The 25,797-nt window shown below is 50.4% G+C and carries 19 protein-coding genes; 8 read left to right on the top strand and 11 right to left on the bottom strand.

Going from position 1 to position 25,797, the window contains the following annotated elements; all coding sequences use genetic code 11:
* Positions 1-3 precede the first annotated feature (3 nt).
* Positions 4-735: a glycine betaine ABC transporter permease YehW gene (gene yehW, locus ACJHX3_RS12605; RefSeq protein ID WP_000783134.1), complete on the top strand. Its 732-nt coding sequence runs from the start codon at positions 4-6 to the stop codon at positions 733-735.
* Here yehW and ACJHX3_RS12600 read toward each other — a convergent pair.
* Both ACJHX3_RS12600 and mlrA read right to left on the bottom strand, forming a co-directional pair.
* Complete coding sequence (locus ACJHX3_RS12600) at positions 716-823, bottom strand: protein YohO (RefSeq protein ID WP_001216963.1); 108 nt, start codon at positions 821-823, stop codon at positions 716-718. The two genes, yehW and ACJHX3_RS12600, sit on opposite strands and share 20 nt — an antisense overlap.
* 59 nt (positions 824-882) lie before the next feature.
* Positions 883-1,614: an HTH-type transcriptional regulator MlrA gene (gene mlrA, locus ACJHX3_RS12595; protein WP_001240398.1), complete on the bottom strand. Its 732-nt coding sequence runs from the start codon at positions 1,612-1,614 to the stop codon at positions 883-885.
* A gap of 221 nt (positions 1,615-1,835) precedes the next feature.
* Between mlrA and btsS the strand changes: the two genes are divergently transcribed.
* From btsS to ACJHX3_RS12580, 3 genes are read left to right on the top strand one after another with little or no spacing between them, the layout of a single operon-like run.
* Positions 1,836-3,521 carry a two-component regulatory system sensor histidine kinase BtsS gene (gene btsS / locus ACJHX3_RS12590; RefSeq protein WP_001295431.1) on the top strand — a complete coding sequence of 562 codons (1,686 nt, stop codon included), beginning with the start codon at positions 1,836-1,838 and terminating at the stop codon, positions 3,519-3,521.
* A complete protein-coding gene (gene btsR, locus ACJHX3_RS12585; RefSeq protein ID WP_000598641.1) occupies positions 3,518-4,237 on the top strand; it encodes a two-component system response regulator BtsR in 720 nt (239 codons plus the stop codon). Before btsS ends, btsR begins: the two co-directional genes overlap by 4 nt.
* 46 nt (positions 4,238-4,283) lie before the next feature.
* The gene (locus ACJHX3_RS12580; RefSeq protein ID WP_001295430.1) at positions 4,284-4,754 is read left to right on the top strand and encodes a DUF1456 family protein; all 471 of its coding nucleotides are present in this window, start codon (positions 4,284-4,286) and stop codon (positions 4,752-4,754) included.
* 40 nt (positions 4,755-4,794) lie between these two features.
* On the opposite strand, the gene ACJHX3_RS12575 is transcribed toward ACJHX3_RS12580, so the two are convergent.
* From ACJHX3_RS12575 to metG, 9 genes are all read right to left on the bottom strand, one after another.
* The gene (locus ACJHX3_RS12575; RefSeq protein ID WP_001295429.1) at positions 4,795-5,256 is read right to left on the bottom strand and encodes a YehR family lipoprotein; all 462 of its coding nucleotides are present in this window, start codon (positions 5,254-5,256) and stop codon (positions 4,795-4,797) included.
* 124 nt (positions 5,257-5,380) lie between these two features.
* A complete protein-coding gene (locus tag ACJHX3_RS12570) occupies positions 5,381-7,381 on the bottom strand; it encodes an SWIM zinc finger family protein (protein WP_024044045.1) in 2,001 nt (666 codons plus the stop codon).
* Positions 7,378-8,514 carry a VWA domain-containing protein gene (locus ACJHX3_RS12565; RefSeq protein WP_024044044.1) on the bottom strand — a complete coding sequence of 379 codons (1,137 nt, stop codon included), beginning with the start codon at positions 8,512-8,514 and terminating at the stop codon, positions 7,378-7,380. Before ACJHX3_RS12565 ends, ACJHX3_RS12570 begins: the two co-directional genes overlap by 4 nt.
* Positions 8,507-10,786 carry a DUF5682 family protein gene (locus ACJHX3_RS12560; RefSeq protein ID WP_094308669.1) on the bottom strand — a complete coding sequence of 760 codons (2,280 nt, stop codon included), beginning with the start codon at positions 10,784-10,786 and terminating at the stop codon, positions 8,507-8,509. Before ACJHX3_RS12560 ends, ACJHX3_RS12565 begins: the two co-directional genes overlap by 8 nt.
* A 10-nt stretch (positions 10,787-10,796) precedes the next feature.
* Positions 10,797-11,885, bottom strand: coding sequence for an ATP-binding protein (locus tag ACJHX3_RS12555; RefSeq protein WP_024044468.1), 1,089 nt, complete (start codon positions 11,883-11,885; stop codon positions 10,797-10,799).
* Positions 11,886-12,463: 578 nt separating this feature from the next.
* Entirely contained in the window at positions 12,464-12,781 is a 318-nt protein-coding gene (gene yehK / locus ACJHX3_RS12550) for a protein YehK (RefSeq protein WP_024044469.1), read from the bottom strand.
* A gap of 60 nt (positions 12,782-12,841) precedes the next feature.
* Positions 12,842-16,474: a DUF4132 domain-containing protein YehI gene (gene yehI / locus ACJHX3_RS12545; RefSeq protein WP_094322029.1), complete on the bottom strand. Its 3,633-nt coding sequence runs from the start codon at positions 16,472-16,474 to the stop codon at positions 12,842-12,844.
* Positions 16,475-16,483: 9 nt separating this feature from the next.
* Positions 16,484-20,233: a DUF4132 domain-containing protein gene (locus tag ACJHX3_RS12540; RefSeq protein WP_094322030.1), complete on the bottom strand. Its 3,750-nt coding sequence runs from the start codon at positions 20,231-20,233 to the stop codon at positions 16,484-16,486.
* Positions 20,234-20,373: 140 nt separating this feature from the next.
* Positions 20,374-22,407: a methionine--tRNA ligase gene (gene metG, locus ACJHX3_RS12535; protein WP_001306372.1), complete on the bottom strand. Its 2,034-nt coding sequence runs from the start codon at positions 22,405-22,407 to the stop codon at positions 20,374-20,376.
* 131 nt (positions 22,408-22,538) lie between these two features.
* On the opposite strand from metG, the gene apbC reads away from it, so the two are divergent.
* The 4 genes from apbC to ACJHX3_RS12515 all read left to right on the top strand — a co-directional run bounded on the left by apbC (position 22,539) and on the right by ACJHX3_RS12515 (position 25,785).
* Positions 22,539-23,648 (top strand): iron-sulfur cluster carrier protein ApbC, encoded by a 1,110-nt coding sequence (gene apbC, locus ACJHX3_RS12530; protein WP_001005448.1) that lies wholly within the window; start codon positions 22,539-22,541, stop codon positions 23,646-23,648.
* Between the two features lie 262 nt (positions 23,649-23,910).
* A complete protein-coding gene (locus ACJHX3_RS12525) occupies positions 23,911-24,192 on the top strand; it encodes a YehE family protein (RefSeq protein ID WP_001046488.1) in 282 nt (93 codons plus the stop codon).
* Between the two features lie 295 nt (positions 24,193-24,487).
* Complete coding sequence (locus ACJHX3_RS12520; RefSeq protein WP_000830475.1) at positions 24,488-25,030, top strand: fimbrial protein; 543 nt, start codon at positions 24,488-24,490, stop codon at positions 25,028-25,030.
* Positions 25,031-25,110: 80 nt separating this feature from the next.
* Positions 25,111-25,785, top strand: a complete 675-nt coding sequence (locus tag ACJHX3_RS12515) for a fimbria/pilus periplasmic chaperone (RefSeq protein ID WP_024043920.1) — start codon at positions 25,111-25,113, stop codon at positions 25,783-25,785.
* Positions 25,786-25,797 lie beyond the last annotated feature (12 nt).

Genomic DNA, 25,797 nt, shown 5'->3' with positions numbered 1-25,797 from the left:
CGTATGAAGATGTTGCGCGATCCGCTGTTCTGGCTCATTGCTTTGTTTGTGGCACTGATTTTCTGGCTGCCTTACAGCCAGCCGCTGTTTGCTGCCTTGTTCCCACAACTGCCACGACCCGTTTATCAGCAAGAAAGTTTTGCTGCTCTGGCACTGGCTCATTTCTGGCTGGTGGGAATTTCGAGTTTGTTTGCGGTGATCATTGGCACTGGTGCAGGAATTATTGTTACTCGCCCGTGGGGCGCGGAATTTCGCCCACTGGTGGAAACTATTGCCGCCGTTGGGCAGACTTTTCCGCCCGTTGCGGTGCTGGCGATTGCCGTTCCGGTGATTGGGTTTGGTCTGCAACCCGCGATTATCGCCTTGATCCTTTACGGTGTGCTGCCCGTCCTGCAGGCGACACTTGCCGGGCTGGGAGCGATTGATGCCAGCGTGACAGAAGTTGCGAAAGGTATGGGAATGAGCCGTGGTCAGCGACTGCGTAAGGTCGAGCTACCGCTGGCGGCTCCGGTGATTCTGGCGGGCGTGCGAACTTCGGTGATTATCAACATTGGTACGGCGACGATCGCCTCAACGGTAGGGGCCAGCACGCTGGGTACGCCGATCATCATCGGGCTTAGCGGATTTAATACCGCGTATGTGATCCAGGGGGCGTTACTGGTGGCACTGGCGGCGATCATTGCAGACCGCCTGTTTGAAAGGCTGGTGCAGGCGCTTAGCCAGCACGCAAAATAAAGGTATAACCTGCGAGCATGACGCCACCAATTCCGCCTAACGCCATAAACAGGAACAGGGCGATGACCCCAATTTTAGCTATGCGCATAATGCACTCCTTATGTTAACGAAAGGATTGTACAGTAAAGCGCATTTGTTAACGAATCATTAAATGCCGAGTGGGAAAATATCATGGCCTTGTTCCTGCCAACTGGTGAGTTGCTGCTGTTGGGCGGAGGTTCGATTTTCACCGCACCACACCAGCAATGTACGGCCTTCGAACAGTTCAGGGCGTAGTTGATTGAGCGAGTGGGCGAGGACATCAATGCGCCATCCTTGTTGACTGGCAATCCAGCCCTCCAGCCACAGACGGGTGGTATCATGAATATTCCAGCCAACCACCAACGCATCTTTACCCTGTTTTTTACGTGCCGAAGCCAGGCAAATGGCGATGTAGTTGATCAGTACGCCGTCGAGGATCGCCAGCAGCGCCTGGAGAGTCGGTTGTTGGCACTGAAGTCGTCGGCGCAGAGGAATAAACAGATGTGTGGTGAGCGTCTGGGCGGGGTAATCCTGACCGCGCTCTTTGATCCACGTTCGCAGGCTATGCAGATTGCCGCTTTGCAGGTAAGTCAGTAATGTTTCTTGCTGATCGCGCCAGCCGTTCTGCACATCAACATTTTCATTACTGAGCAGCATTTTAACTTTGCTGACCTGCACGCCGTTGTCGATCCAGCGTTTGATCTCGCGGATCCGGTCAATATCGGCATCATTGAACAGCCGATGACCGCCGTCTGTCCGTTGCGGTTTCAGCAATCCGTAACGCCTCTGCCACGCGCGTAACGTGACAGGGTTAATATCACAAAGCAACGCCACTTCACCAATTGTGTAAAGCGCCATCGTCTCACCCTTGCTCGCGAGGTCCCGGTTTAACTTTAGACGCAGTTTTGCGAACCAGGTAGTTTTGCCCGTTTTTTGTGCATCTATAGGGTGATTTTATTTTTGCCAGGCGATTTTGAGTGATCGTACTCACGAATTCTCATTTTTCTGCAAGAGTTCAAAGAAAGTTAAACGCAGGCAATGTATGTTACGCGTTTTAAAGGGAAGTGTGGTTTGCGGGTATGTACGATTTTAATCTGGTGTTGCTGCTGCTTCAGCAGATGTGCGTTTTTTTAGTCATTGCGTGGTTAATGAGTAAAACGCCATTATTCATACCGTTAATGCAGGTCACGGTTCGTCTGCCGCATAAATTTCTCTGCTACATCGTCTTTTCCATCTTCTGCATCATGGGCACCTGGTTTGGGCTGCATATTGACGATTCTATTGCCAATACCCGTGCGATAGGCGCGGTAATGGGCGGCTTACTCGGCGGTCCGGTCGTCGGTGGGCTGGTTGGTCTGACCGGCGGGTTACATCGATATTCGATGGGGGGCATGACCGCGCTAAGTTGCATGATCTCGACCATCGTTGAAGGGTTGCTCGGCGGCCTGGTACACAGCATCCTGATCCGTCGCGGGCGCACTGATAAAGTCTTTAACCCCATTACCGCCGGTGCCGTCACGTTCGTCGCTGAAATGGTGCAAATGTTGATCATCCTGGCGATCGCCCGACCTTATGAAGATGCGGTGCGTTTGGTGAGTAATATTGCTGCGCCAATGATGGTCACCAATACCGTCGGCGCGGCGCTGTTTATGCGTATATTGCTCGATAAACGCGCGATGTTTGAAAAATACACTTCGGCTTTTTCTGCCACTGCGCTAAAAGTGGCTGCCTCGACGGAAGGCATTTTGCGCCAGGGGTTTAACGAAGTGAACAGCATGAAAGTGGCACAGGTGCTGTATCAGGAGCTGGATATTGGTGCAGTCGCGATTACCGATCGAGAGAAATTGCTGGCCTTTACCGGAATTGGTGACGATCACCATTTACCCGGCAAACCGATTTCTTCGACTTACACCTTAAAAGCGATTGAAACCGGTGAAGTGGTCTACGCTGATGGCAACGAAGTACCTTATCGTTGCTCTTTGCATCCGCAATGCAAACTGGGGTCGACGCTGGTAATTCCGTTGCGTGGTGAAAATCAGCGGGTGATGGGTACCATCAAATTGTATGAAGCCAAAAACCGTTTATTCAGTTCAATCAATCGCACGCTGGGTGAGGGGATTGCGCAACTGCTTTCGGCGCAGATCCTCGCCGGGCAATATGAGCGGCAAAAAGCGATGCTCACCCAGTCAGAGATCAAACTGCTTCACGCCCAGGTGAACCCCCATTTTTTGTTTAATGCGCTTAACACCATTAAAGCGGTGATCCGCCGCGACAGCGAACAGGCCAGCCAGCTGGTGCAGTATCTTTCCACTTTTTTCCGCAAAAACTTAAAGCGGCCTTCGGAGTTTGTTACTCTCGCCGACGAAATTGAACATGTGAACGCTTATCTGCAAATTGAAAAGGCGCGCTTCCAGTCGCGGTTGCAGGTCAACATTGCTATTCCGCAAGAATTATCCCAGCAGCAATTGCCCGCGTTTACCCTGCAACCGATAGTGGAAAACGCTATTAAACATGGGACATCACAACTGCTCGATACAGGGCGAGTGGCAATCAGCGCCCGACGTGAGGGGCAACATTTGATGCTGGAGATCGAAGACAATGCCGGTTTGTATCAACCGGTAACCAATGCCAGTGGGCTGGGGATGAATCTGGTGGATAAGCGTTTACGTGAACGGTTTGGCGATGACTATGGGATAAGCGTCGCCTGTGAGCCTGATAGTTACACCCGAATAACGTTACGACTACCATGGAGGGACGAGGCATGATTAAAGTCTTAATTGTCGATGATGAACCGTTAGCACGGGAGAACCTGCGCGTATTTTTGCAGGAGCAGAGCGATATTGAAATTGTTGGAGAGTGTTCAAACGCCGTGGAAGGGATCGGCGCGGTGCATAAACTGCGCCCGGATGTGCTGTTTCTCGATATCCAGATGCCGCGCATCAGTGGTCTGGAAATGGTGGGGATGCTCGACCCGGAACATCGTCCGTATATTGTTTTTCTCACCGCGTTTGACGAATACGCTATTAAAGCCTTTGAAGAACATGCCTTTGATTATCTGCTGAAGCCAATTGATGAAGCGCGACTGGAGAAAACGCTGGCGCGATTGCGTCAGGAGCGCAGCAAGCAGGATGTTTCGCTGTTACCGGAAAATCAACAGGCGCTGAAATTTATCCCTTGTACGGGGCATAGTCGGATTTATTTGCTGCAAATGAAAGATGTGGCATTTGTCAGCAGTCGGATGAGCGGTGTCTACGTTACGAGTCACGAAGGGAAAGAGGGCTTTACCGAACTGACATTACGTACCCTGGAGAGTCGTACACCACTACTACGCTGCCATCGTCAGTATCTGGTTAACCTCGCGCATTTACAGGAGATTCGTCTGGAAGATAACGGCCAGGCCGAGTTGATTTTGCGTAATGGCTTAACCGTGCCGGTCAGCCGTCGTTATCTGAAAAGCTTAAAAGAGGCGATTGGCCTGTAAAAGACTGCTAAAATGGCTTTTTGCCTCATCAACACCTGAAGGCCTCATGCTAAGTAACGATATTCTGCGCAGCGTGCGCTACATTTTGAAAGCCAATAATAATGACCTGGTGCGTATTCTGGCGCTGGGTAATGTCGAAGCCACCGCGGAACAGATCGCCGTCTGGCTACGTAAAGAAGACGAAGAGGGTTTTCAGCGTTGTCCGGACATTGTTTTGTCTTCCTTCCTCAATGGCCTGATTTATGAAAAACGCGGCAAGGATGAGTCTGCTCCGGCACTGGAGCCGGAACGTCGCATTAATAACAACATCGTGCTGAAAAAATTACGCATCGCGTTTTCGCTGAAAACCGATGACATTCTGGCGATCCTCACCGAACAGCAGTTCCGCGTTTCGATGCCGGAAATTACGGCGATGATGCGTGCACCGGATCATAAAAACTTCCGCGAATGCGGCGATCAATTTTTACGTTATTTTCTGCGTGGACTGGCAGCGCGCCAGCATGTGAAGAAAAGCTAAGACGGGTATGGCGGCCATGCGAAACATGGCCGCCGACAGATTATTTCACTTCTTTAAAACCAGCGGCTTTCATCACCAGTTCCATTTGCGCCATAGTGATACCTTTTTTGGCATCTTCAGCAGAAACGTTGATTCCTGAAATACCCTGCAGGGCTTTAAAATCCACTTTTTCCATATCGATAGTCACGTTTTCCTGCGCGTAGGTATCGGTATAGGTTAATTTTTCTTCAACACCCGCGATATTTTTGTATTTGGCGCTTAACGGCTCAAGTGTCTTGGCAGCGTCTTCTTTGGTGGTTGCACCAATGGAGGCAAATTGAATTTTGGTTTCAGAAGATTGCTTAAGCACCTTGTCACCTTTGTAGACATAGGTAATGGCAATTTCAGTACCGTTCAGATTGGCGCTGAATTTTTTCGATTCTTCTTTGTCACCGCAGCCAGCAAGAGAGAAAACCAGAACAGATGCAACAACGAGGGAAAACAGCTTATTGAAAGCCTTCATGTAAAACTCCATTTTATTTAATCAAGAAACTGGTGACTCTCACCAGGGGCTATATAGGATATGCCTAATACCGTGGCGTGAGCAGTCCGGAACTGGAGTAGAACTCTTAGTAAAAAGCACTATTTCATCCTTGTTGCTGAAGCATGTGGAATAATTGTTCGCAAAGCAAAACACCGTTATTCATTGCTTCTACCCGTGCCTCGCTTTCTGTATTACAAAATTGTGCCAACACATGTGCCAGCCGATAAAAACCGACCGCGGTGAGGTCATTCGCCAGCAACTCTGCCTGACCAATAGCACTCTGTTCCTGATAGCGCCAGCCGTTATGGAGCAGTTGAATAAGTAACGCCTGGCAGCGCATCAGCAACTGATGAGCGGTAGACGGCACAGGCAGAACGCTGGCAGAAGGTAGCGGTGCCACAGGCGCAGTTTCTGCGTCCAGCGCCCAGGCGCGGGTTTTGGTCATCATTACCCGTGGTTCCAGTGTCAATTGCCCCTCAACAAAACTGACAAAGCCAGAAACCAGACTCACGGGGTCGTCTGTGTGTTGCAAAAGTGCCGCCATGCGTTCAACGGCAAAAGGCGCGCTGGCTGAGGCTGGCAGTGATAAAGTCAGCAGATTATCTTCACCTTCGCCGCTGATTACCTGCGCATCCAGCGTCTGGCGGCTGCTATCCCAACCGAGTGAAATACACTCAGCGACTGGCAGAATAAATAAGTTATCCACCTGATTAAGAGGCCGTATGCAGGCGGGGGGACGCTGGCGTAAATATTCCCGCAAAGCCACAATGCCCGACTGGCGCAATGGCGCGCTCAACATTTGCCAGGCGTCTGGCGACAGCGGCACAACGCTGCTTAAGCGGTTGCGGGTAGCTAACAACAGCTCGCCATCGGCACTGCGTTTTGCTGCTTGTGAAACAATTTGCCCACCTGCCAGTGCGCCAGCCAGAAAACTAAACAGCCGACGCGTCGCTGCCGGTGAGTTTTCCTGTTCGCTTCTCGGCCAACTACGCGAAAGATGCAAAATACTGCCAGTGTCGGGATCGGTAAACCAGATGCGTAAACCATAATGCTCAATATCCTGCCAGCAACGCATACCTAAAGACACCAGCCGCAGATGATCAAGCTTTGCTTCTCCGGCAATGCCAGCGCCAACGACCGTGCGCCACGGCATCGGAGGAACTTCACCAACACTGTCGCGCCGCGCCATCTCTTGTGCGCAATTTAATCGACTGTTTAATGCCGCAAGCTGACGTAAGCATTCTCCGGCATGATAGTGGCTGGCGCGGGCGTGGAAGGCATCAACGCTGGCGCGCAGTTGCCGTAGCGATTCACTCACCCATCGCCAGTTGCAGCGTTCCGCCGCTTGCTGCGCGCGGCTGAAAGCAGCCTCGTAATGAATAAGCGGCTGGCTGATGCCGCCAAGCCATAACGCCTGGCTTAATTGCTGAACATATTGACGACACGCGTCGCCCTCATCGTTGGCAAACGGATCGTCAGATGATGTGACGTGTTCGCTGCGCATCTGCCAGATTAAATGAGTAAATTCCGCTTGCTGCGCTTTGGCCTGGACAAAGGCCTGTACTGCCAGTACGACATGTTCGCAAAGTGTTCCTTCAATACAATCACAACGGGCGAAACGAATGCTGCTGCGGGAATAAAAACGTACATCGCTCATCGGTAAGCGGGCAGAGGGAATTTCGCCCGGCGTACAGAACAACTCAATGGTGATGCCTTTAGCGACCAGTGCCTGTGCGCGTTTGCGGGTGGCATCGGGCAGGGTAGCCAGTTCTTCCAGCCAGATTGCCGGATCCCACTCTTCTTCTTTTTCCGTAGGCTGGGTGGTGGCGCAAAGTCGCTGATAACTTAAAACCAGCATCACGCGATGGCGGCACATGCCGCTGGCCCCGCAGCTGCACTGAGCCTCTTTCAGTGCCTGACCGTTCGCCAGCTGGGTGCGGACACCGTCACTGAAGGTGGCGATTAAAGCGCCGTTCTCATGGCTGATTTCCGGGACGTTGCCATTTTCCAGTTCTTTAAGGCTGCGCTTAACAAAACCGGCATTGCTTAACGCCGTCAAAGCTTGTGGTGCCAGTTCTAATAATTCCGGCCGTAGTGAATTCATGACTGAAGATTCTCCGCAAGCCAGGTCGCCAGTTCGCCCGGCGTCATGGCGGCTATTTGTGCACCGACATTAACCAGTGCCTGGGCCATATCGCGGTCATAGCAAGGTGTTGCGGTGCTATCGAACGCCGCCAGTCCCAGCACTTTGACGCCGCTCTGGACACACTTTTTCACCTGATGCGTCAGCAATGATGATGAACCCCCTTCGTAAAAATCGCTCACGAGGATAATGACGCTTTTCGCTGGTTGTTCAATAAGTTGCCGACCATATTCCACGGCACTGGCGATATTGGTCCCGCCGCCCAGTTGTACTTTCATTAATAACTCTACCGGATCGGCAACGTCTGCCGTGAGATCAACGACGCTGGTGTCAAACGCCACCAGATGGGTACGAATGCCGGGTAACTGCCATAAACAGGCCGCCATCACCGCTGAGTGGATCACCGAGTCAACCATCGATCCGCTTTGATCAACCAGTAAGACCAGTTGCCATTGTTCACTGTGGCGCTTAATGCGGCTGTTAAAGCGGGGGGATTCGATATACAACTTGCCGTGTTGCGGATGCCAGTGTTGCAGGTTGGCACGCAGAGTACTTTTGAAATCAAAGTTTCGCGCCAGTGGAATAAATGAGCGGCGACGGCGATCGCGGACACCAGAAAAAGCCTGACGAACTTCCTTTGCCAGTCGCGCCATAATCTCTTCAACAACCTGGCGCACTATCCGGCGGGTGGCAGCCAGCACTTCGGGATTCATCAGATGTTTGGTGTGCAAAACGGCGCGTAGCAGGCTTTCAGAAGGCTGCATACGTTCCAGTACGTCGAGATTCGTCACCACATCTTCAATGCCGTAGCGCAGTACGGCATCGCTTTCCAGCCGCTCGATCACCTGTTGCGGAAACAGCGTGTGAATACTGTTGATCCACTCAGGGGTGGTGAGATTTGAGTCACCTAATCCACCGGAGCGTTCACCACGCTGGAGCCGTTCAGGATCGCGCCCATACAACCACTCCAGCGCGTGGTCTATCTGCCGGGCGTTGTCATCCAGCCCACAAAGCGTCGTTTCTGCCGCTTCGCCAAGAATTAATCGCCAGCGTTGTAGCTCACGGGTGGTCAGAAGATCGTTCAGTTCAGACATGGAAAACTCCCCAGTGTTGCAGCGATGCCAGTGCCTGCTGTTCGAGTTGTTGATGATGTGCAATGGCTTGCGGTGGACAATGCAACGGCATTTGCAGCGCTGAAACGGGAATCTGTGCGAGCTGGTAATGCTCAAGCACCTGATGCGCCAGCGTCCCACGTTCTCGTGGTGGTAGCCAGGCCATCGCCGCGCGTAAATCGGGCAGGGCGTTAATAAAATCGTCGTCACTCAGTTGATTTAAATGACTACTGAAACCGGCGATAAATGCCGGCTGACAGGCCAGTTGATGGCGGGCCAGCGCCAGCAAACCGTGCAGCGCCTCGCCGGATTGTGCCGGGGATAATTGCGCCAGCATCGTCAGCGCCGCTTCGGCACTGGCGTTGGGATGTTCCAGACGCATTAGTGCGCCAAGAGCCGCGCCGCGATCCAGCGCTGGGGCATGAATCGCCTGACTGCGGCGCTCCAGTAAGGCTACCGCCGCAGAAAGCGAAACGCCGGGTAAATTAACGCCGCTATGTAGATCGCGCAGGATATGGCAAAGCGCTTGCCAGCTATGCAGGTGAGCGTGAAACTCCTTTTCATCCGGTCTGCCGTTGGATTCACATAGCCACAGCGTGCGATCGATAGCCGCGCATAATGTCGTTTGTAATATCTGCGCGCCTTGCATACCGCTAATTTCATCCAACCGCCATAAGGCATATAGCACTTCCAGCGCCTGGCCCATTTCGGCAAACTGATTTTCCTGGGCGATTAATAATGTGAGTTGCTCCAGTAATTGTTGACTGAAGGACGCCAGACCCGCTAACGCCGCCTGGCTAAGACATGTGGTGATACTGCCGATTCCACCCGCGTCCAGCATATCGGCTTCTAATTTATTGCGTGCGGTTTCCTGGAGTGTGGCACCAAAGCAGGCGGCCTCAATTAATGCCGCATGTTGGCTAAGCGGGCGGGTTAATTTCCAGCGTTCTTCACCGTTGCCTGCAAGTGTCAGTGTACTTCCCTGCTGGCGCACAACCCCTGGGATCTCCAGTATTACCAGCCGATGTAACACCTGACTTTGCGCCAGTCCATCGGGGGTAAAGCGATTTAAAGTAAGCTCCGCCGGAAAAGAGATTCCTGTACGTTCCAGTTCGTAGGTGACATCTTTTGGCAGAGGCGGCTGTGGCGTAGAGGGGGCAAGTTTACCGAATCCGTCACCCGCTAATGTGTCTATCAACGTTAGCAGAATCGGATCGGTATCGGGATGAATAACGCCGCGATAGCTCCACGGCAACGGCGCATTCAGGGCTTCTTTAATCAGCGAGCCTGCTATGGCATCCAGCCAGTCAGTGCGTAACGGTAGTGTATGACCACGCAACTGTGCCAGTGCCATCGCATGCAGATGAGCGGCAGCCATATCCGCTGTTGAAGCAGGCAAGTGGTGCTGGCGCAAACGGGTAAGAACCGTTTTCAGCAGTTGTTCACCTGCCTGCTGCAAGCCCCACCGCCAGCACCAGTTTTGCCAGACCGGGGCAGGCATTCCTGAAAGGTATCCTGCCAGCACATCAAGGCGCTTTTCACTGTATGGCGTGAGATAGCAACCTGTAACGGCATCATCCAGTGAGAGCAATTCTGGCGTGTTAATTTCTTGCGGGCATTCGCGCCACATTTTTGCCAGTGCCGGAGCGTGCCAGCCTCCGCAGACGACTAATACGTCGCCATTATTTTGCTGCATCGCCCATGCAATCCAGCGGGCCATAAAGGCTTCGCGCTGACGATTGAGTGCATCGCCGGAGGCGTCGCCCCGCAGTTGCGCAAAATAGTGCGCCAGTGCAGAGGGTAATATAGTTTGCTGGCTTTCATCTTCGAATAAGTGATCCCACAGGGTATCGCTGTTATCCATGCGGGTGGCACGCAGCAGCAAGATCTGGCTTTCCTCTTGCGTATCAGGCGAATCGTCCTCTTCTTCACTCTGCGCCCAGCAAGGCAAATCGATGAAGTAAGTTTGTGCCTGAATACGACGAGCGGCTTGTAGCGCCTGCCACTCCGGCGAAAATTCAGCAAATGGCGTCCAGGCACCACGCCCGGGGGCCGCACCGTCCTGATACTGGCAATAACTGTAAATAGCTACCGGAAGCTGGTGAGCTAACAACAGTTCGTCTACCCGGTCATTAAAATCAGCCGGGCCTTCAATCAACACGTATCGTGGCCGCTGGCTTTCGATTAATGATTTCACCAGCCGGGCGCAGGCCGGGCTATGATGCCGGATGCCGACAATTAACGGCTCGCTCATGCATCTTTCCTCACGGCAGGCGGTGGCGAGCTTGATAATAAGCCTGCCAGTGAGCTTCTTTATGTGTGGCGACGCGCTGTTCGAAGTAACGGCGCAGACGCGCGCGATCTTCTTCGTTATCTTTGACGATGGTTCCGGCAATACAGTCCACCAGGTCGGCAGGCTCCCCCGCGCGATTCGCTAAAAACCAGGCGCGGACACCCACAGCGTGGGCCACGTTCACGGCTTCAGCGGTGGACATAATTGCCGTCAGGGTATCCATTGACGTTTTCTTTTCGCCGTTGGCACGCAGATCGCGGAAGGTGCGGACCAGTAACTCCAGTACCGCGTCAGGCACTTTATGCGGAATACCGCTATGGGCCAGCAAACACGCCGAAGCACTGGCGACCAGTTCGAGCTCCTGGGCGAAATCCATAATCGGAAAGACAGTTTCAAAATCGAAGCGACGCTTTAGCGCGGCACTCATTTCATTGACGCCGCGATCGCGGGTATTGGCAGTGGCAATAATATTAAAGCCTTCCCGCGCATAGAGCTGACTGGCTTCACCAGTGAGTTCCGGCACCGTCATTACCCTGTCAGAAAGCATACCTAACAGACAGTCTTGTACTTCCAGCGGTGTACGCGTTATCTCTTCAAAACGGACAATTTTGCCGTCGCGCATTCCCTGGTAAAGCGGGGCAGGGACCAGCGCTTCCGTTGACGGACCATGGTTGATAAGCAGGGCGTAGTTCCAGCCGTACTTGATTTGATCTTCGGTGGTAGATGCGCCGCCCTGGATGGTTAACCCGGCATCGCCGCTAATAGCGGTTGCCAGTAATTCAGACAGGAGAGATTTTGCGGTGCCAGGTTCCCCCACCAACATCAAACCGCGCCCGGTAGCGAGAGTGACTAACATGCGTTCGACAGCGGAGGGGCTAATCACGACTTTACGGCTAATATTTTGTGCTTCGTCGCCAAGGATAAAAGCGCGGGCCGCAGGCAAACTTAACTGCCAACCTGGCGGGCAAGGTGCGTTATCATTTTGTTTTAATTTTGCCAGTTCATCGGCGTATAACACAGCGGCAGGCGGACGCTGCAGATGATTATTCTGCGGTGACATATATTCATCCCTGAAATGTATTAATGAAATAAACGATATTTTACGCGCAATAAATGTTTGGCGCATTAGTTGTTTGAGCGAAAAATATCTGGAAAGCAGATCACAGTAAATAAAAAAACCTGCTGGTGAGGCAGGTTCTTTTATTTACTATTTTCAGGCCCAACACCGCAGCCTGTGCAACATCGTGTTCCAACGAACGAATTATAACCATCGGTGGACCCCGTTGCAATTAAGATAATGAGATTTATAATCCAGACGGTTGGGACGTTGCGCCGGATCGGACCAATTTTAAGTCCTGGCTACCGGACGGGTGGTGCTGCAGGTGGTGCCCTGATCCGGAGTGCAACATCGTGGTCCAACATACGTAAACCAGTATCGACAGGCAGTGTAAGGGTAAGGTGCTGGTGTTGCGCTCCTTAATAAGGAGAGCGGATGGACACGCTGACACAAAAGTTAACCGTGCTCATTGCTGTACTGGAGCTATTAGTGGCTCTGTTACGGTTGATTGATTTGTTGAAGTAATGGGCAAATTGAAACGCATCTAAGGGGGAATACCGTTTCCCCCTTTAATAAAGCTATTATTCTATTTCTTGGTTGAATATATTCTGTAGTTCACGATTAAAAATGGCTATTACCGTTTCTGGTGATTCGCCCCGTAATTTTCGCTCATCAATAAACTCATCTCTTATATAAATCAACGCATCATTTATTTGCGGGTCGACATCCTCTCGATCACGTTGATGAAATGTTGGATGTAGCCGGAATCGCTCCAGCCGGTAGACGGAACCTGTAAATAATTCAGAGCGTTTATGGATCTCAAGTCTGAAGGAAAACGGCTCTTCAGGTACAGGGACCTCATAATCGTAAATAGTGACCAGCTCTTTTTGCACGATCATCGCTTTTCCCGGTGGCAGGTCGTGTTAATAACGGGCAGTCGCATCACTGCCCGCTGTGTTTTAATGGAAAATGACGTCGGGTGCGCTTAACGCTTCACTCAAATCAAACACATCAAGTTCGGCAAAAGTGACAGATTTATTGTCACGGTATACATGAAGAGAACGGAAGCTCATTAGCGCTTTGCTATCAACATTGTAGTGCTTAAAACCGGATGAAAACTTAAGGACCAGCCGGTACTCGCCCAGGTCATAGACAAATGCGTTCTCATAGCCTGACTCCCAGCCTTTGTATCGCATTCCCATAAGTTGCCCAACGGTAGCAGATTTACCTTCCCAGCGACTCAAACTATTACTGGCTGACTCGTCAGGCGTGAGCAGCACTGTGCGCCGTGCCAACTGGCGAAAAGGCGGCATAATTTCGTAATCGGCAAAAAGCTGTGCAAATTCACTGCGCATTTCTGCTGCCATTTCTAACGGGTGGGCAATGCCAATCAGAGCATCGGCAGGCAGGTCAATTGGCTCATCTTGCTCATTGCAGAACTCCCCCTCAGCGGCCACACGAAAGGCGTTGAGTAAACGACGCGGTTCATTTGCCGGATAAACACCCCATATCAATCGCTGAGTAACCAGGCGGGTAAAGGGATGATTAACAAACAGAGAATGAAAATCTGCCAGCGACCAGTGTCGGGTGGTGCGCAGGGCAGTTTCAAGACGCGGGAGCAGGTTTTTGCTCACCTGAGTGGCATCTTTTTTTAGCCCTTTTAGTCGGGCCAGTGCCTCGGGGGCTTTCAGTTGATCGTCATCGGCGCGCAACCGGGGAACGCTTTTCTGGCGAACGTTTTGCTGATCAAAGATAACCGGGTTGAGGTTTTCATCGAAGCGAACGGTAAATTGCCGTGGACCAAAATCAAAAATCAACGCCTGCGGATCATCAAGACCCAGTGTTGGGACTAATCTGTCCGCCAACTCTTCCTGGCTTAGCCCGCGATTTTCTGCGACCACCTGAAGAAATTCCGCCGCGTTATCACGTAAGGGGCGGGATTTCGCCCGTTGCGATATATGATGCAGCCGTATCAGTGCCATATCATTATTCATCTGAGTAAGGATGTTCAGGCCGCTGACGGCACGGGCAGATTTGCCTTCCTGTGGCCAGGCAAGGATCTGTGTCGTCAGATACCGTGCCGTGCTTTCGTCGCCAAAGAGACTTAACGCCAGAAATGCCCAGTTGTCTTTTGCGGGAGCACCAGCTTGTTGCCACGCGGTGAAAAGATCCCAGGCAAAGGCTGCCAGCGTTTGCGGCTGGCAAAACGTTTTCAGCTGTTCCAGTCCGCTATAAAAACGTCCGCCCTGGGTAAAGCGCAGCATTTCGCCGATAATTTCCAGAGCGTCATCAGTAACTGGTTGATTATTCGTGATAAGGCGCGGCCTGGACCACATTGCCGGCTGCCAGAAATCAGGGGCTTTTGGAATGCGTGTCGGGTAAATCTCTATTGGACTCTGTTTAAGTAATTGCTCCAGGGCAGGCCATACATCTGTACGCTGCCAGCGGTTTGCCACGGTTTGCAGTAACTCGCCATGTCCCTGTTCGTAAAGTAAACGCAGGGCAAGTAATGCAGCTTCGCTATTATCGCTGGATTTGGTGAAGACAAGAGGGATAAGTGCAGTAGCTGTATGTTCCGGCCATTGTAAAATCCACTGGCGGGCCAGATCACGCTGCGCCGCGAAACGTCGCCAGACGAGGGCAACGGGCAGGGCCAGTTCGGTTGCGCCGAAATTTAAAATTAACGGAAATGTTTCTTTTGGACGATGTGAAAAAGCCAACAGCAGACCTGGTAGAGCATCCAATCCGAAGATACTGAGAAAATAGTCCTCACCCGCAGACAGATGCTTTTTCTCATTGATACGTAGCCAGAAAGTCAAAGCCATCTCACGCGGCAACTGCGCCAATAAATACAGGTTCCAGATACTCTTTTCCCGACGATAGCGTGAGTAGCTGTCATTTTCCCATATGTTAATTAACACTTCTACGTGACCGTTGCGAAGCGCCTGTTCTGCTAATTGAGCTTCCGGGGAGCTCCAGCCATTCATGATCTCTTCAACCCGCCCTGGGTAGTAATGCCACTGAACAATGAGTGAATTGCGTGCAGCATCCAGTTTTCCGGGGAGTATATAATTCAAAAACAGCCATACATCATCTCCAAAACCCAGCTCCTGTAATACAACTCGTCCACTTTTTTGTTCCATGCGTTCCGCAAGAGATTCCGTGCTGAAATAACGGGCAGACTCAGTGGCGCCAAGCCTCTCTCGTTCGCCTGGTTGCCAGTAAACTTGCGGCGTTAATTCGAACGGTGCCAAATCAAGACGTGGAACTGTCATTTTTTTCTTACTACGCCACGGTGGTGAAACGAGGATTTCAGGCATTTGGCTGTTATCGGTGCTATCAATAACCGTTTTAGGCGGTGCCGATAAATAACTATTCAGCACTGACCGGGCTTGAGTACTTAACCACGGCATCACCTCTTCTGCCAGTTGTGGCTGCGATGCCATCAGCGTTTGTAACAGCGTACGCCAGTATTCATCACGTGCTTTTTGCTGTGCAGGCAGCTTTTTGTCTTCGATGATTGGATAACCAGGACGCGTAGGTGGTTCTTTTAGCGCCAGCAGTTTTGCCAGTGCGGCAAGCGTCGCATGGGGGAAATTTTTACTGTATTTAGCTACACGTTGCAGGCTGGGTTTGTTTTTATCAGCAACTAACAGCAGGGTGCGGATGACCTGCGGATGGTTAATTTGTACCAGCAGACTGCCGCAATCTTCTTTATGGGCATACATTGCCAGGCGTGGAACGGCTGCCAGTCCTTGTTCGCGCAAAAGGGCAGCGCAGGCCGCGTAGCCGAAGTGGTTTTCATGCGACATGTAGCTGGCTTCCCGATCGCTAAATATATCCTGGCTCCAGTAGCGTTCGAGTTTTTTCACCGCTCTGGGGTCATTAGCAACAACTTTTAACCACTCCTTAGAATGAAAATGAGTCCGCGGGCATTCAAGGCCTACCAACTCATTGGCGATTTCTGGTTTTTCCGGGAGGATCAGCGCAATAAAAGGGCGGCGAACTTTGGTTATTCCTGGCAGTGCGGCAATGAGTTTGTCGGCGCAACGCTGCCAGCTGCTTTCCTCTGCCAGAGAGAGATGCTTACGCAGTCGGAGATCGAATTCGTTATAGGTTTCTGAGCGATAACCATAGCCATAATCCTCGTTCTGATACTGCAATGTCACTAGCAGAGGATCACTCTCATAACATCGTGTAATAAACTGGCGTGCAATCACCACCTCAGTCGCATATTCCAGTCCCTCTTGTTGGACGATTTCGTCGAGCAACTGTTGGCTGTCATTTTGCGCGATACAGACTAGCGCCGCCATTGTCCGTGCCGGAATTGAGGGTTTGTGTTCGCCAATCAAGTTGATGGCTTCCGTGATGGCGGACTGCCACTCCAGTGAAAAATTTTCATAACGCCAGATAATGTTTTTTTTCTTCTCAGCTTTTTGTAGCAATTCATCACCCAGTGTCTGGATGAGGCTTTCAGTGATAACAGGCACCGGTTCGCCCGGCCAACTGCGATGGCTGAGCGGCGTTTTGCCTTTTTTATATTTCAGTTCCACTTGGGCGTTATCCGCCAGCCACGGTAATTCCTTGTCCATGCTCTTTCCTTATTCAAACAGGGCTTCAATATCGTTAATTAGCTCGCTGGCGGTGATGGCATCGAGTACGGAGAACTGCGCTTCCTGTGTTGAATTACTCCCCCAGCCATAGCTTTCCGCTTTGCCTTCCCATAGCCACAGCTTGCTTAAGAGTTGCTCGGCACTGAGTTCGGCTGGCGACATGCCGACCGCAAAACCTTCATCGATTTCCATGATTAACGACCAGCGGCCCAGAGGTTTGATCATCCAGCCGATCCAGCCACCGTCCTGCGGTTCACCACGCATCCAGCCTTTATTCGCCAGCCCCATTACCCGACCACTCGGGCATTTTCTGCCAGCCCAGCGGATCAATTCGCTGGCATTGCGCTCGGTTTCTGTCAGGGCGTAACTGTTACGGTCGAGCTGGCGGAACGGCGGTAGCCGTTCGTAATCGGCAAAAAGCTGACCAAAGGCGGCAGCATCCGTGGGTGATATTTCCAGAACGTGAGGAATGCCAACAGAGATATCGCCTTCCGGCAGGGTGAAAAGATCATCGTCTGCGGTGCTGTAGCTGTTATCTTCCGCCACGCGAAAGCAAGCCAGTAGCTCGTTTTCGGCACTATAAACGCCCCAAATCAGACGGCGGGTTAAGTGACGAACCAGCGGATGCTCAACCAGGAAGAGCTGAAAGTTTTCCGGCGACCAGCGGCGGCGCAGGCACATGGCGGATTCCAGCCTTGCTACCTGCTGGGCGGCGACGGTACGCGCATCTTTTTTCAGCAATTTGTAGCGGTTAACAGCATCGTTCGCCTGTGATTCATCATCGCTTTTATTGGGTTTTGGTAAGTCTTTCAGGCGGCTGCCGGAAACATCGCGCACAAACGGTTTTAAGGTTTCATCAAAGCTGACAGTGAACTGGCGTGGGCCAAAATCCAGCAGTAGCGAACCGTTATCATCCAGACCGAGATCGGGCGCTAACCGATCTTCAAGCTCCGCTACAGTGAGTTCGCGACTTTCGGCAATGTCGGCAATTTTTTCTTTTGCCCGCTCCTGTAAGGCTTTGAATTTCAGTTTCTGGGCGATGCCGTTAAGCTGCATAAGGGCGATATCGCTGCCGATAGCAGCGAGAATATCCAGCCCGACGGTGGCGCGTTTATGCTGGGATTCACCAGGCCAGGCGCGGATTAATGGCGTCAGTTTGCGGGCGGTGTCATCGTTGCCGAGAACACCTAACGCAGTGAATGCCCAGCTTTCTTTCGACGGTGCGCCAGCGGTCTGCCAGGCGGTAAACAGATCCCAGGTAAATTCAGCCAGTGAGTCGGCGGTACAGGCGGCTTTCACCTGCAATAATCCCGGATACAGTGCCTCTTCCTGAGGGAAGCGGAGCATTTCACCGAGGCGTAGGAGGGTGCTATCTGGCAGTGATTGGGCATTTGCTTTTAATACCGGGCGGGTCCAGATCGATGGCTGATAAAAGGCCGGAAGAGTGGGGATTTTTGTCAGATGATTATCTAAGGGATCGAGCGCAAGCATAGCGTTCACCGCATCTGTTACTTCCGGCTGGTTATAACGCCGGGCGATTTCTTGCAGTAATGGCTGATGATCGTTTTCGATAAGCATACGCAAGGCAGCGCGGGCGTTATCCTGTGCTTCACCGGCTTTGCCGAGCGCCGAAGGTAGCAGGCCGGTAATGGCGTGTTCCGGGTATTTCAGCAGCCAGGTGCGGGCGTCTTGTCGTAGGGTTTTGAGTTTGTTGAAGGCGCGGGCGATCAGTGGCGCTAATTCGATAGCCGCAAAATATTGTGCTACAGGCAGAGCTTCTTGTGGATAGCGTGAAAAGGAGTGAATAAAACCCTGTAACCCAGCGAGTTGCAGGTGCGTCATGACAAACTCGACACCGACGTGTGGCTCTTTACTGAGGACATTCCACGCCTGCGCTGTTTTTTCGATAGGCAGGGCGGCTAACATGTAAAGCTGCCATTCCCGTTGATAGGAGTGCCAGAAGGTTTTAAATTCGCTGATTAGCGCAGAATAATCTCCCCTCTGCCAGAGTTCTACAACAGCATCAGACGCTTTCATATACTGGCCATTATTCCAGCGATTGAAACCCAGACGTGTCAGGTAGTTCTGAATATCCTCTTTTTGGCCGATGTCTATTTGATGTGCGTGCCAGCGATGCCTTGCATGAATCTCTTTTTCTGCCGTCTCGGTCAATGTGCAGCATGACTCCAGCGGTAATGGCGTTAAATACAATACCGGCATTACAGATTTTTTCTTTTTCGAAAGCCAGGGCGGTGAGACTAATACGGCAGGCAGCATATCGGCACTGGCATGGTTTGAGGGCTGTGTCAGTTGTTGCTGGCATGATTTCAGTACGGCAACTGCGGGTGTTGAGAGCCAGGGAGTGACCTGTTCTGCTAGTGCCGGTTGCGAGATAAGCATCGTCATTAGCATAATGCGCCAACTATTCTCTTCTTTTTGCGCAAGAAGTTCCGCCTGTGCCGCCAGTGCCGTGTGTGGGAACGCAGTGCAAGCCTTAGTCATTCGTTCATGGCAGCGTTTAGTTTTGCCAGACACACGTATAAGTAGCATTAATGCTTGTGGGTGATTGATCTCTGCGAGAATACTTCCGCAAAGATCAGCATAAGCATAGGGGGCGAAGCGAGCGATTCCGGCAATCCCTTGCTCCTGCAAAACGGTGACATTCCAGATGCAACCATGGTAATAGTCATTAAAAAGGTCGTACGCGCAATAAGATTCCAGTGCTTTGAGCAACGAAGATTCTTGTACAACAAGTTTCAGCCATTCAACAGTTTGGATATTTTTCTGCTCCAGTAACCGTCGTGCGATTTCTTCTGCAATCTCCGGGCGTTCCGGTAGCATTAGCGCTACCATCGGTTGTTGAACGGGAGGAATATCAGGTAAAGCTGTAATGAATTTATCTACACAGCGTTGCCACAAAGTTTCTTCTGCAAGAGCCAAATGCTTACGCAGTCGAACGTCAAAGGGGGTAACACAATGTGCATGGTTTAATAATGGCTGAAAAGTAATGTGTATGCTTGTTCTGTGATAAGTGCAATCGAACGAGATATATTGCATGGCAATAAACATATCCACGGCAAATTCTAGTCCGTAGACATAGACAATTTCATCCATGAGTTCAGGGCATTCGCCCCAGAATTTACGTGAAACCAGAACAACCTGTACAGCCAACGCAGCAGGAGAAAGTGGACCATTAGCGAGAGCTTCATTGATATTCTGCTGCCAGTTAGCAGAACATGCACTGAAATCGTATGTTGTTAATTTTCCTGATAAATTATGAATATCCTGACCTAAATTCATAAGGAGGCTGTCTTGTGGTTCGCTTACAGCATCCCCAGGAAAACGTCGGGAAGGTAAGGCCTCCTGAGACTTTTTCTCCGATAGGTGGTTAGGGGAATCATCTGTCAGCCACGGGCATGGTGTCTCAGCAGGTTCAACAACCATACTTTGGTCAAATACGACTGTGGTTTCTGCCTCGTCAGCTGTATCTACTTCGATCGTTTCTATTTTGATTGCGGGTTGGGATGGTGAAGATAATTCTTCCACATACCCCTTCTTCACCTTCTCCGCAATCAGCTTCAGTTCCGCTTTTGCCGCTGCCGCAGCATCCGCAAAGCTTTTTACCTGGTTTTGCCCTTTGGTGCCAACTTTTCCCCAACAGATATGCAACTCGTTTCCCTGTTGCTCCACCGCCCAGAATTTATGTGATTTTTCGTCCTGAAAGATAAAGTGCCTCATTCTGCATCCCTGTAATTTTATCCAGTTGAATGCTGATGCTACCAGTATTTATGCGGGTTAGAGAGAGACAAAATCGCAAGAAAACAACTTTAGGAATTTATAAAGAAAAGGCGCTGTCGATGCAGCGCCTTGAAGGGGGATTATTTCACCTGATGACCCGGTTTAGCGCCAGCATCCGGGCTTAGCAGGAAAATATCTTTCCCGCCAGGACCGGCAGCCATCACCATGCCTTCGGAGATACCGAAGCGCATTTTACGTGGTGCCAGGTTAGCCACCATAATGGTATGACGACCAATCAGTGCCTGCGGATCCGGGTAAGCAGAACGAATGCCGGAGAAGACATTGCGTTTTTCACCGCCGAGATCCAGCGTCAGGCGCAGCAGTTTGTCAGAACCTTCAACAAACTCTGCGTTTTCGATCAACGCCACGCGCAGGTCAACTTTGGCGAAGTCGTCAAAGGTGATGGTTTCCTGAATCGGATCATCTGCCAGTGGGCCAGTTACTGGCGTGGCAGCTGCTTTCACTTCTTCTTTAGACGCTTCCACCAGTGCTTCAACCTGCTTCATGTCAATACGGTTATACAGCGCCTTGAACGGATTCACTTTGTGGCCCAGCAGCGGTTGCTGGATACCATGCCAGGTCAGTTCTGTATTGAGGAATGCTTCTGCACGCTCGGTCAGTTTCGGCAGTACCGGCTTCAGGTAAGTCATCAGCACGCGGAACAGGTTTATGCCCATCGAGCAAATTGCCTGCAGGTCGGCATCGCGTCCTTCCTGTTTCGCCACCACCCACGGAGCCTGTTCATCGACATAACGGTTAGCCAGATCTGCCAGCGCCATGATTTCGCGGATCGCTTTACCAAATTCGCGGCTTTCCCACGCTTCACCAATCACTTCAGCGGCATCCGTGAAGGTTTTGTACAACTGCGGGTCAGCCAGTTCGCTTGCCAGCACGCCGTCAAAACGCTTGTTGATAAAACCAGCATTACGGGATGCCAGGTTAACCACTTTATTCACGATATCGGCATTCACACGCTGAACGAAATCTTCCAGGTTGAGATCGATATCATCAATGCGCGAAGAGAGTTTCGCAGTGTAGTAGTAACGCAGGCTGTCAGCATCAAAATGATTCAGCCAGGTGCTGGCTTTAATAAAGGTGCCGCGAGACTTGGACATCTTCGCGCCGTTCACCGTCACATAGCCATGAACAAACAGGTTAGTCGGCTTGCGGAAGTTGCTGCCTTCCAGCATGGCAGGCCAGAACAGGCTGTGGAAGTAAACGATATCTTTACCGATGAAGTGGTACAGCTCGGCGGTGGAATCTTTCTTCCAGTATTCATCGAAGCTGGTGGTGTCGCCGCGTTTGTCGCACAGATTCTTGAAGGAACCCATGTAGCCAATCGGCGCATCCAGCCAGACGTAGAAATATTTGCCCGGTGCGTTCGGAATTTCAAAACCGAAGTACGGCGCATCGCGGGAGATATCCCACTGTTGCAGGCCAGATTCAAACCACTCCTGCATTTTGTTTGCCACTTGCTCCTGCAACGCGCCGCTGCGGGTCCATGCCTGCAGCATTTCGCTGAAAGAGGGCAGATCAAAGAAGAAGTGTTCAGAATCACGCATTACCGGGGTAGCACCAGAAACCACCGATTTCGGCTCGATCAGTTCAGTCGGGCTGTAGGTCGCGCCGCAGACTTCGCAGTTATCGCCGTATTGATCCGGGGATTTACATTTCGGGCAGGTGCCTTTTACAAAACGGTCCGGCAGGAACATGCCTTTTTCCGGATCGTACAGCTGAGAGATGGTGCGGTTTTTAATAAAACCGTTTTCTTTCAGGCGAGAGTAGATAAGTTCTGACAACTGGCGATTCTCTTCGCTGTGCGTCGAGTGATAGTTGTCATAGCTGATGTTAAAGCCTGCGAAATCAGTCTGATGTTCCTGACTCATTTCGCCAATCATCTGCTCCGGGGTGATACCAAGCTGCTGAGCTTTAAGCATGATCGGCGTGCCGTGGGCATCGTCGGCGCAGATGAAGTTGACCTCGTGGCCGCGCATTCGCTGGTAACGGACCCAGACATCAGCCTGGATGTGCTCCAGCATATGGCCGAGGTGGATTGAGCCGTTAGCGTACGGCAGTGCGCACGTCACCAGAATTTTCTTCGCGACTTGAGTCATAGTAGGCATTACTTCTTAATAGTGAAAAGGGCTTAGATAGTACCAAATGGGAAAATGTTAAGTAAGTACTTCTCTATATTCTTCAGGTAAACTATCAACTGATGGTTTATCTATACAAAAAAGGAGTCGGGATGAACGAACAATCCCAGGCCAAATCACCAGAAGCCTTGCGCGCAATGGTCGCCGGGACACTGGCCAATTTTCAGCACCCAACCCTGAAGCATAACCTCACAACGCTGAAAGCGTTGCACCATGTCGCCTGGATGGACGACACGCTGCATGTGGAACTGGTTATGCCATTCGTCTGGCATAGCGCGTTCGAAGAGTTAAAAGAGCAATGTAGCGCCGAACTGCTGCGCATCACCGGAGCGAAAGCTATCGACTGGAAACTGTCGCATAACATAGCCACTCTGAAACGCGTGAAGAATCAGCCGGGAATTAACGGCGTGAAGAACATTATCGCGGTCAGTTCCGGTAAAGGTGGCGTGGGTAAATCCTCCACGGCGGTAAACCTGGCGTTGGCACTGGCGGCGGAAGGGGCGAAAGTCGGCATTCTGGACGCCGATATCTACGGCCCATCAATCCCTACCATGCTGGGCGCAGAAAATCAGCGTCCAACTTCGCCGGACGGTACCCATATGGCACCGATTATGTCTCATGGCCTGGCAACTAATTCAATTGGTTATCTGGTGACAGACGACAATGCGATGGTGTGGCGTGGCCCAATGGCGAGCAAGGCGTTAATGCAAATGTTGCAGGAAACCTTGTGGCCGGATCTCGACTATCTGGTGCTTGATATGCCGCCAGGCACCGGTGACATTCAATTGACACTGGCACAAAACATACCAGTAACTGGCGCGGTAGTGGTCACCACTCCGCAGGACATTGCGTTGATCGATGCGAAAAAAGGCATTGTGATGTTCGAGAAAGTCGAGGTTCCGGTGCTCGGTATTGTCGAGAACATGAGTGTGCATATTTGCAGTAACTGTGGTCACCATGAACCGATTTTCGGTACCGGTGGTGCAGAGAAACTGGCCGAGAAATACCACACGCAGTTGCTGGGGCAGATGCCGTTACACATCTCCTTACGTGAAGATCTCGATAAAGGCACGCCAACGGTTATCAGCCGTCCGGAGAGCGAATTTACCGCTATCTACCGCCAGCTGGCTGACCGCGTTGCAGCCCAGCTTTATTGGCAGGGAGAAGTCATTCCTGGCGAGATTTCCTTCCGTGCGGTCTGACGCGTATTAACCTTTTTGGTTGTTTTTCATACACCGCAGAGATGTTACATTGATGCGGTGTATTTGTTTTTGCCGCATTAATGAACACTTATTTAATGCTGCGAATATTCTGCGGACCTTCGTCCGAAACTCTATAAAGTCGATTGATCGTACAGGCAATGCTTCATTATCATCCTTCGTGGCTGTGTAGTGGATGTACAGCTATAGTTTGTTATGCACTCATTCTATCTAGGCATAACCTTTACTACAGGGATAACGTTCAATGAATAAGTACTGGCTGTCAGGAATTATTTTTCTTGCCTATGGAATGGCTTCTCCCGCGTTCTCTTCACAGACTGCCACATTAACGATTAATGGCAGGATCAGTCCCCCAACATGCAGTATGGCTATGGTTAATGGTCAACCTCAACAGCATTGTGGTCAGTTAACGTATGATGTTGATACCCGTCATCAGGTTTCTTCGCCAGTCAAAGGTGTAACGACAGAAGTGGTTGTTGCAGGTAGCGATAGCAAACGTCGAATCGTGTTAAATCGCTACGATTAATTTGCCACCCTGGTTTTTTAATCGGATTTAGAAAGCTGAAATCATTCGTGTGAATGATTTCAGCTTTTTTATTGATATCAATAATGCCATTTACAAAAATCTGCATTAATTAATAGATGTGATAAATATTTAATATGCTTAAGTATTTGTTGTATTTATATTGCAATAGTTAATTTGTTTTAAATCAATAAAACAATATGTTTACATTGCGGTAACTTTTTTGATGTGAGAAATTTGTTTCCAAGAGATACAGACTCTTAACAACCAAAAAATAAATTTTATTAAGGAACATATTATGAAACGTTCAATTATTGCTGCCGCTGTCTTTTCTTCTTTTTTTATGAGCGCTGGGGTATTTGCCGCAGACGTTGATACCGGAACATTAACCATTAAAGGGAATATTGCAGAATCTCCGTGTAAATTCGAAGCGGGTGGCGATTCAGTAAGTATTAATATGCCAACTGTACCAACCACTGTCTTTGAAGGTAAAGCTAAATACTCGACCTATGATGATGCAGTCGGTGTAACCAGCAGCATGTTAAAAATTAGCTGTCCGAAAGAAGTTGCTGGTGTAAAACTCTCGTTGATTACCAACGATAAAATAACCGGAAACGATAAGGCGATAGCCAGTAGCAACGATACCGTGGGGTACTATCTCTATTTAGGTGATAACAGCGATGTCCTGGATGTTTCTACACCTTTTAACATTGAGAGTTATAAAACAGCGGAAGGTCAATATGCTATTCCGTTTAAAGCAAAATACCTGAAGCTGACAGATAATTCAGTGCAATCAGGTGATGTGTTATCTTCTCTGGTTATGCGTGTGGCGCAGGATTAATAAATAAAATTTCAAGTTTCTCCAGGTAATAAACATGGCCGCTATCCCCATGGCGGCCTTTTAATTTAAGAGGCATTAAGATGAAAGGATTATTAGCTTTACTCATTTCTTCTATGGTCCTTCCTGCACATGCCGGTATTGTTATCTACGGGACGCGTATTATTTACCCGGCAGAAAATAAAGAAGTGATGGTGCAGTTGATGAATCAGGGAAACCGTTCTTCGCTGCTGCAGGCGTGGATTGATGATGGCGATACGTCGTTACCACCAGAAAAAATTCAGGTTCCTTTCATGTTAACGCCACCAGTGGCAAAAATAGGGGCAAATTCCGGGCAGCAAGTAAAAATCAAAATTATGCCGAATAAACTGCCCACTAATAAAGAGAGCATTTTTTATCTGAATGTTCTGGATATTCCACCAAATAGTCCAGAGCAAGAGGGCAAGAATGCACTGAAATTTGCAATGCAAAACAGAATCAAATTGTTTTACCGGCCTGCGGGTATTGCGCCAGTAAATAAAGCGACATTTAAAAAGTTACTGGTAAATCGCAGTGGCAATGGATTGGTGATAAAAAATGACTCAGCAAATTGGGTGACGATTTCGGATGTCAAAGCTAATAATGTCAAAGTCAATTATGAAACTATTATGATTGCCCCCTTAGAAAGTCAGAGTATTAATGTCAAAAGTAATAATTCGAATAACTGGCATCTGACCATTATCGATGACCATGGCAACTATATTAGTGACAAAATTTAATTGCAGGAGCTG

Origin of the sequence: Escherichia sp. WS1265 (assembly GCF_046487585.1) — a bacterium.
GTDB classification, from domain to species: Bacteria; Pseudomonadota; Gammaproteobacteria; order Enterobacterales; family Enterobacteriaceae; genus Escherichia; species Escherichia coli.
Note: the sequence above shows the minus strand (reverse complement) of the source record. Positions and strands in the feature narration are given on the sequence as shown.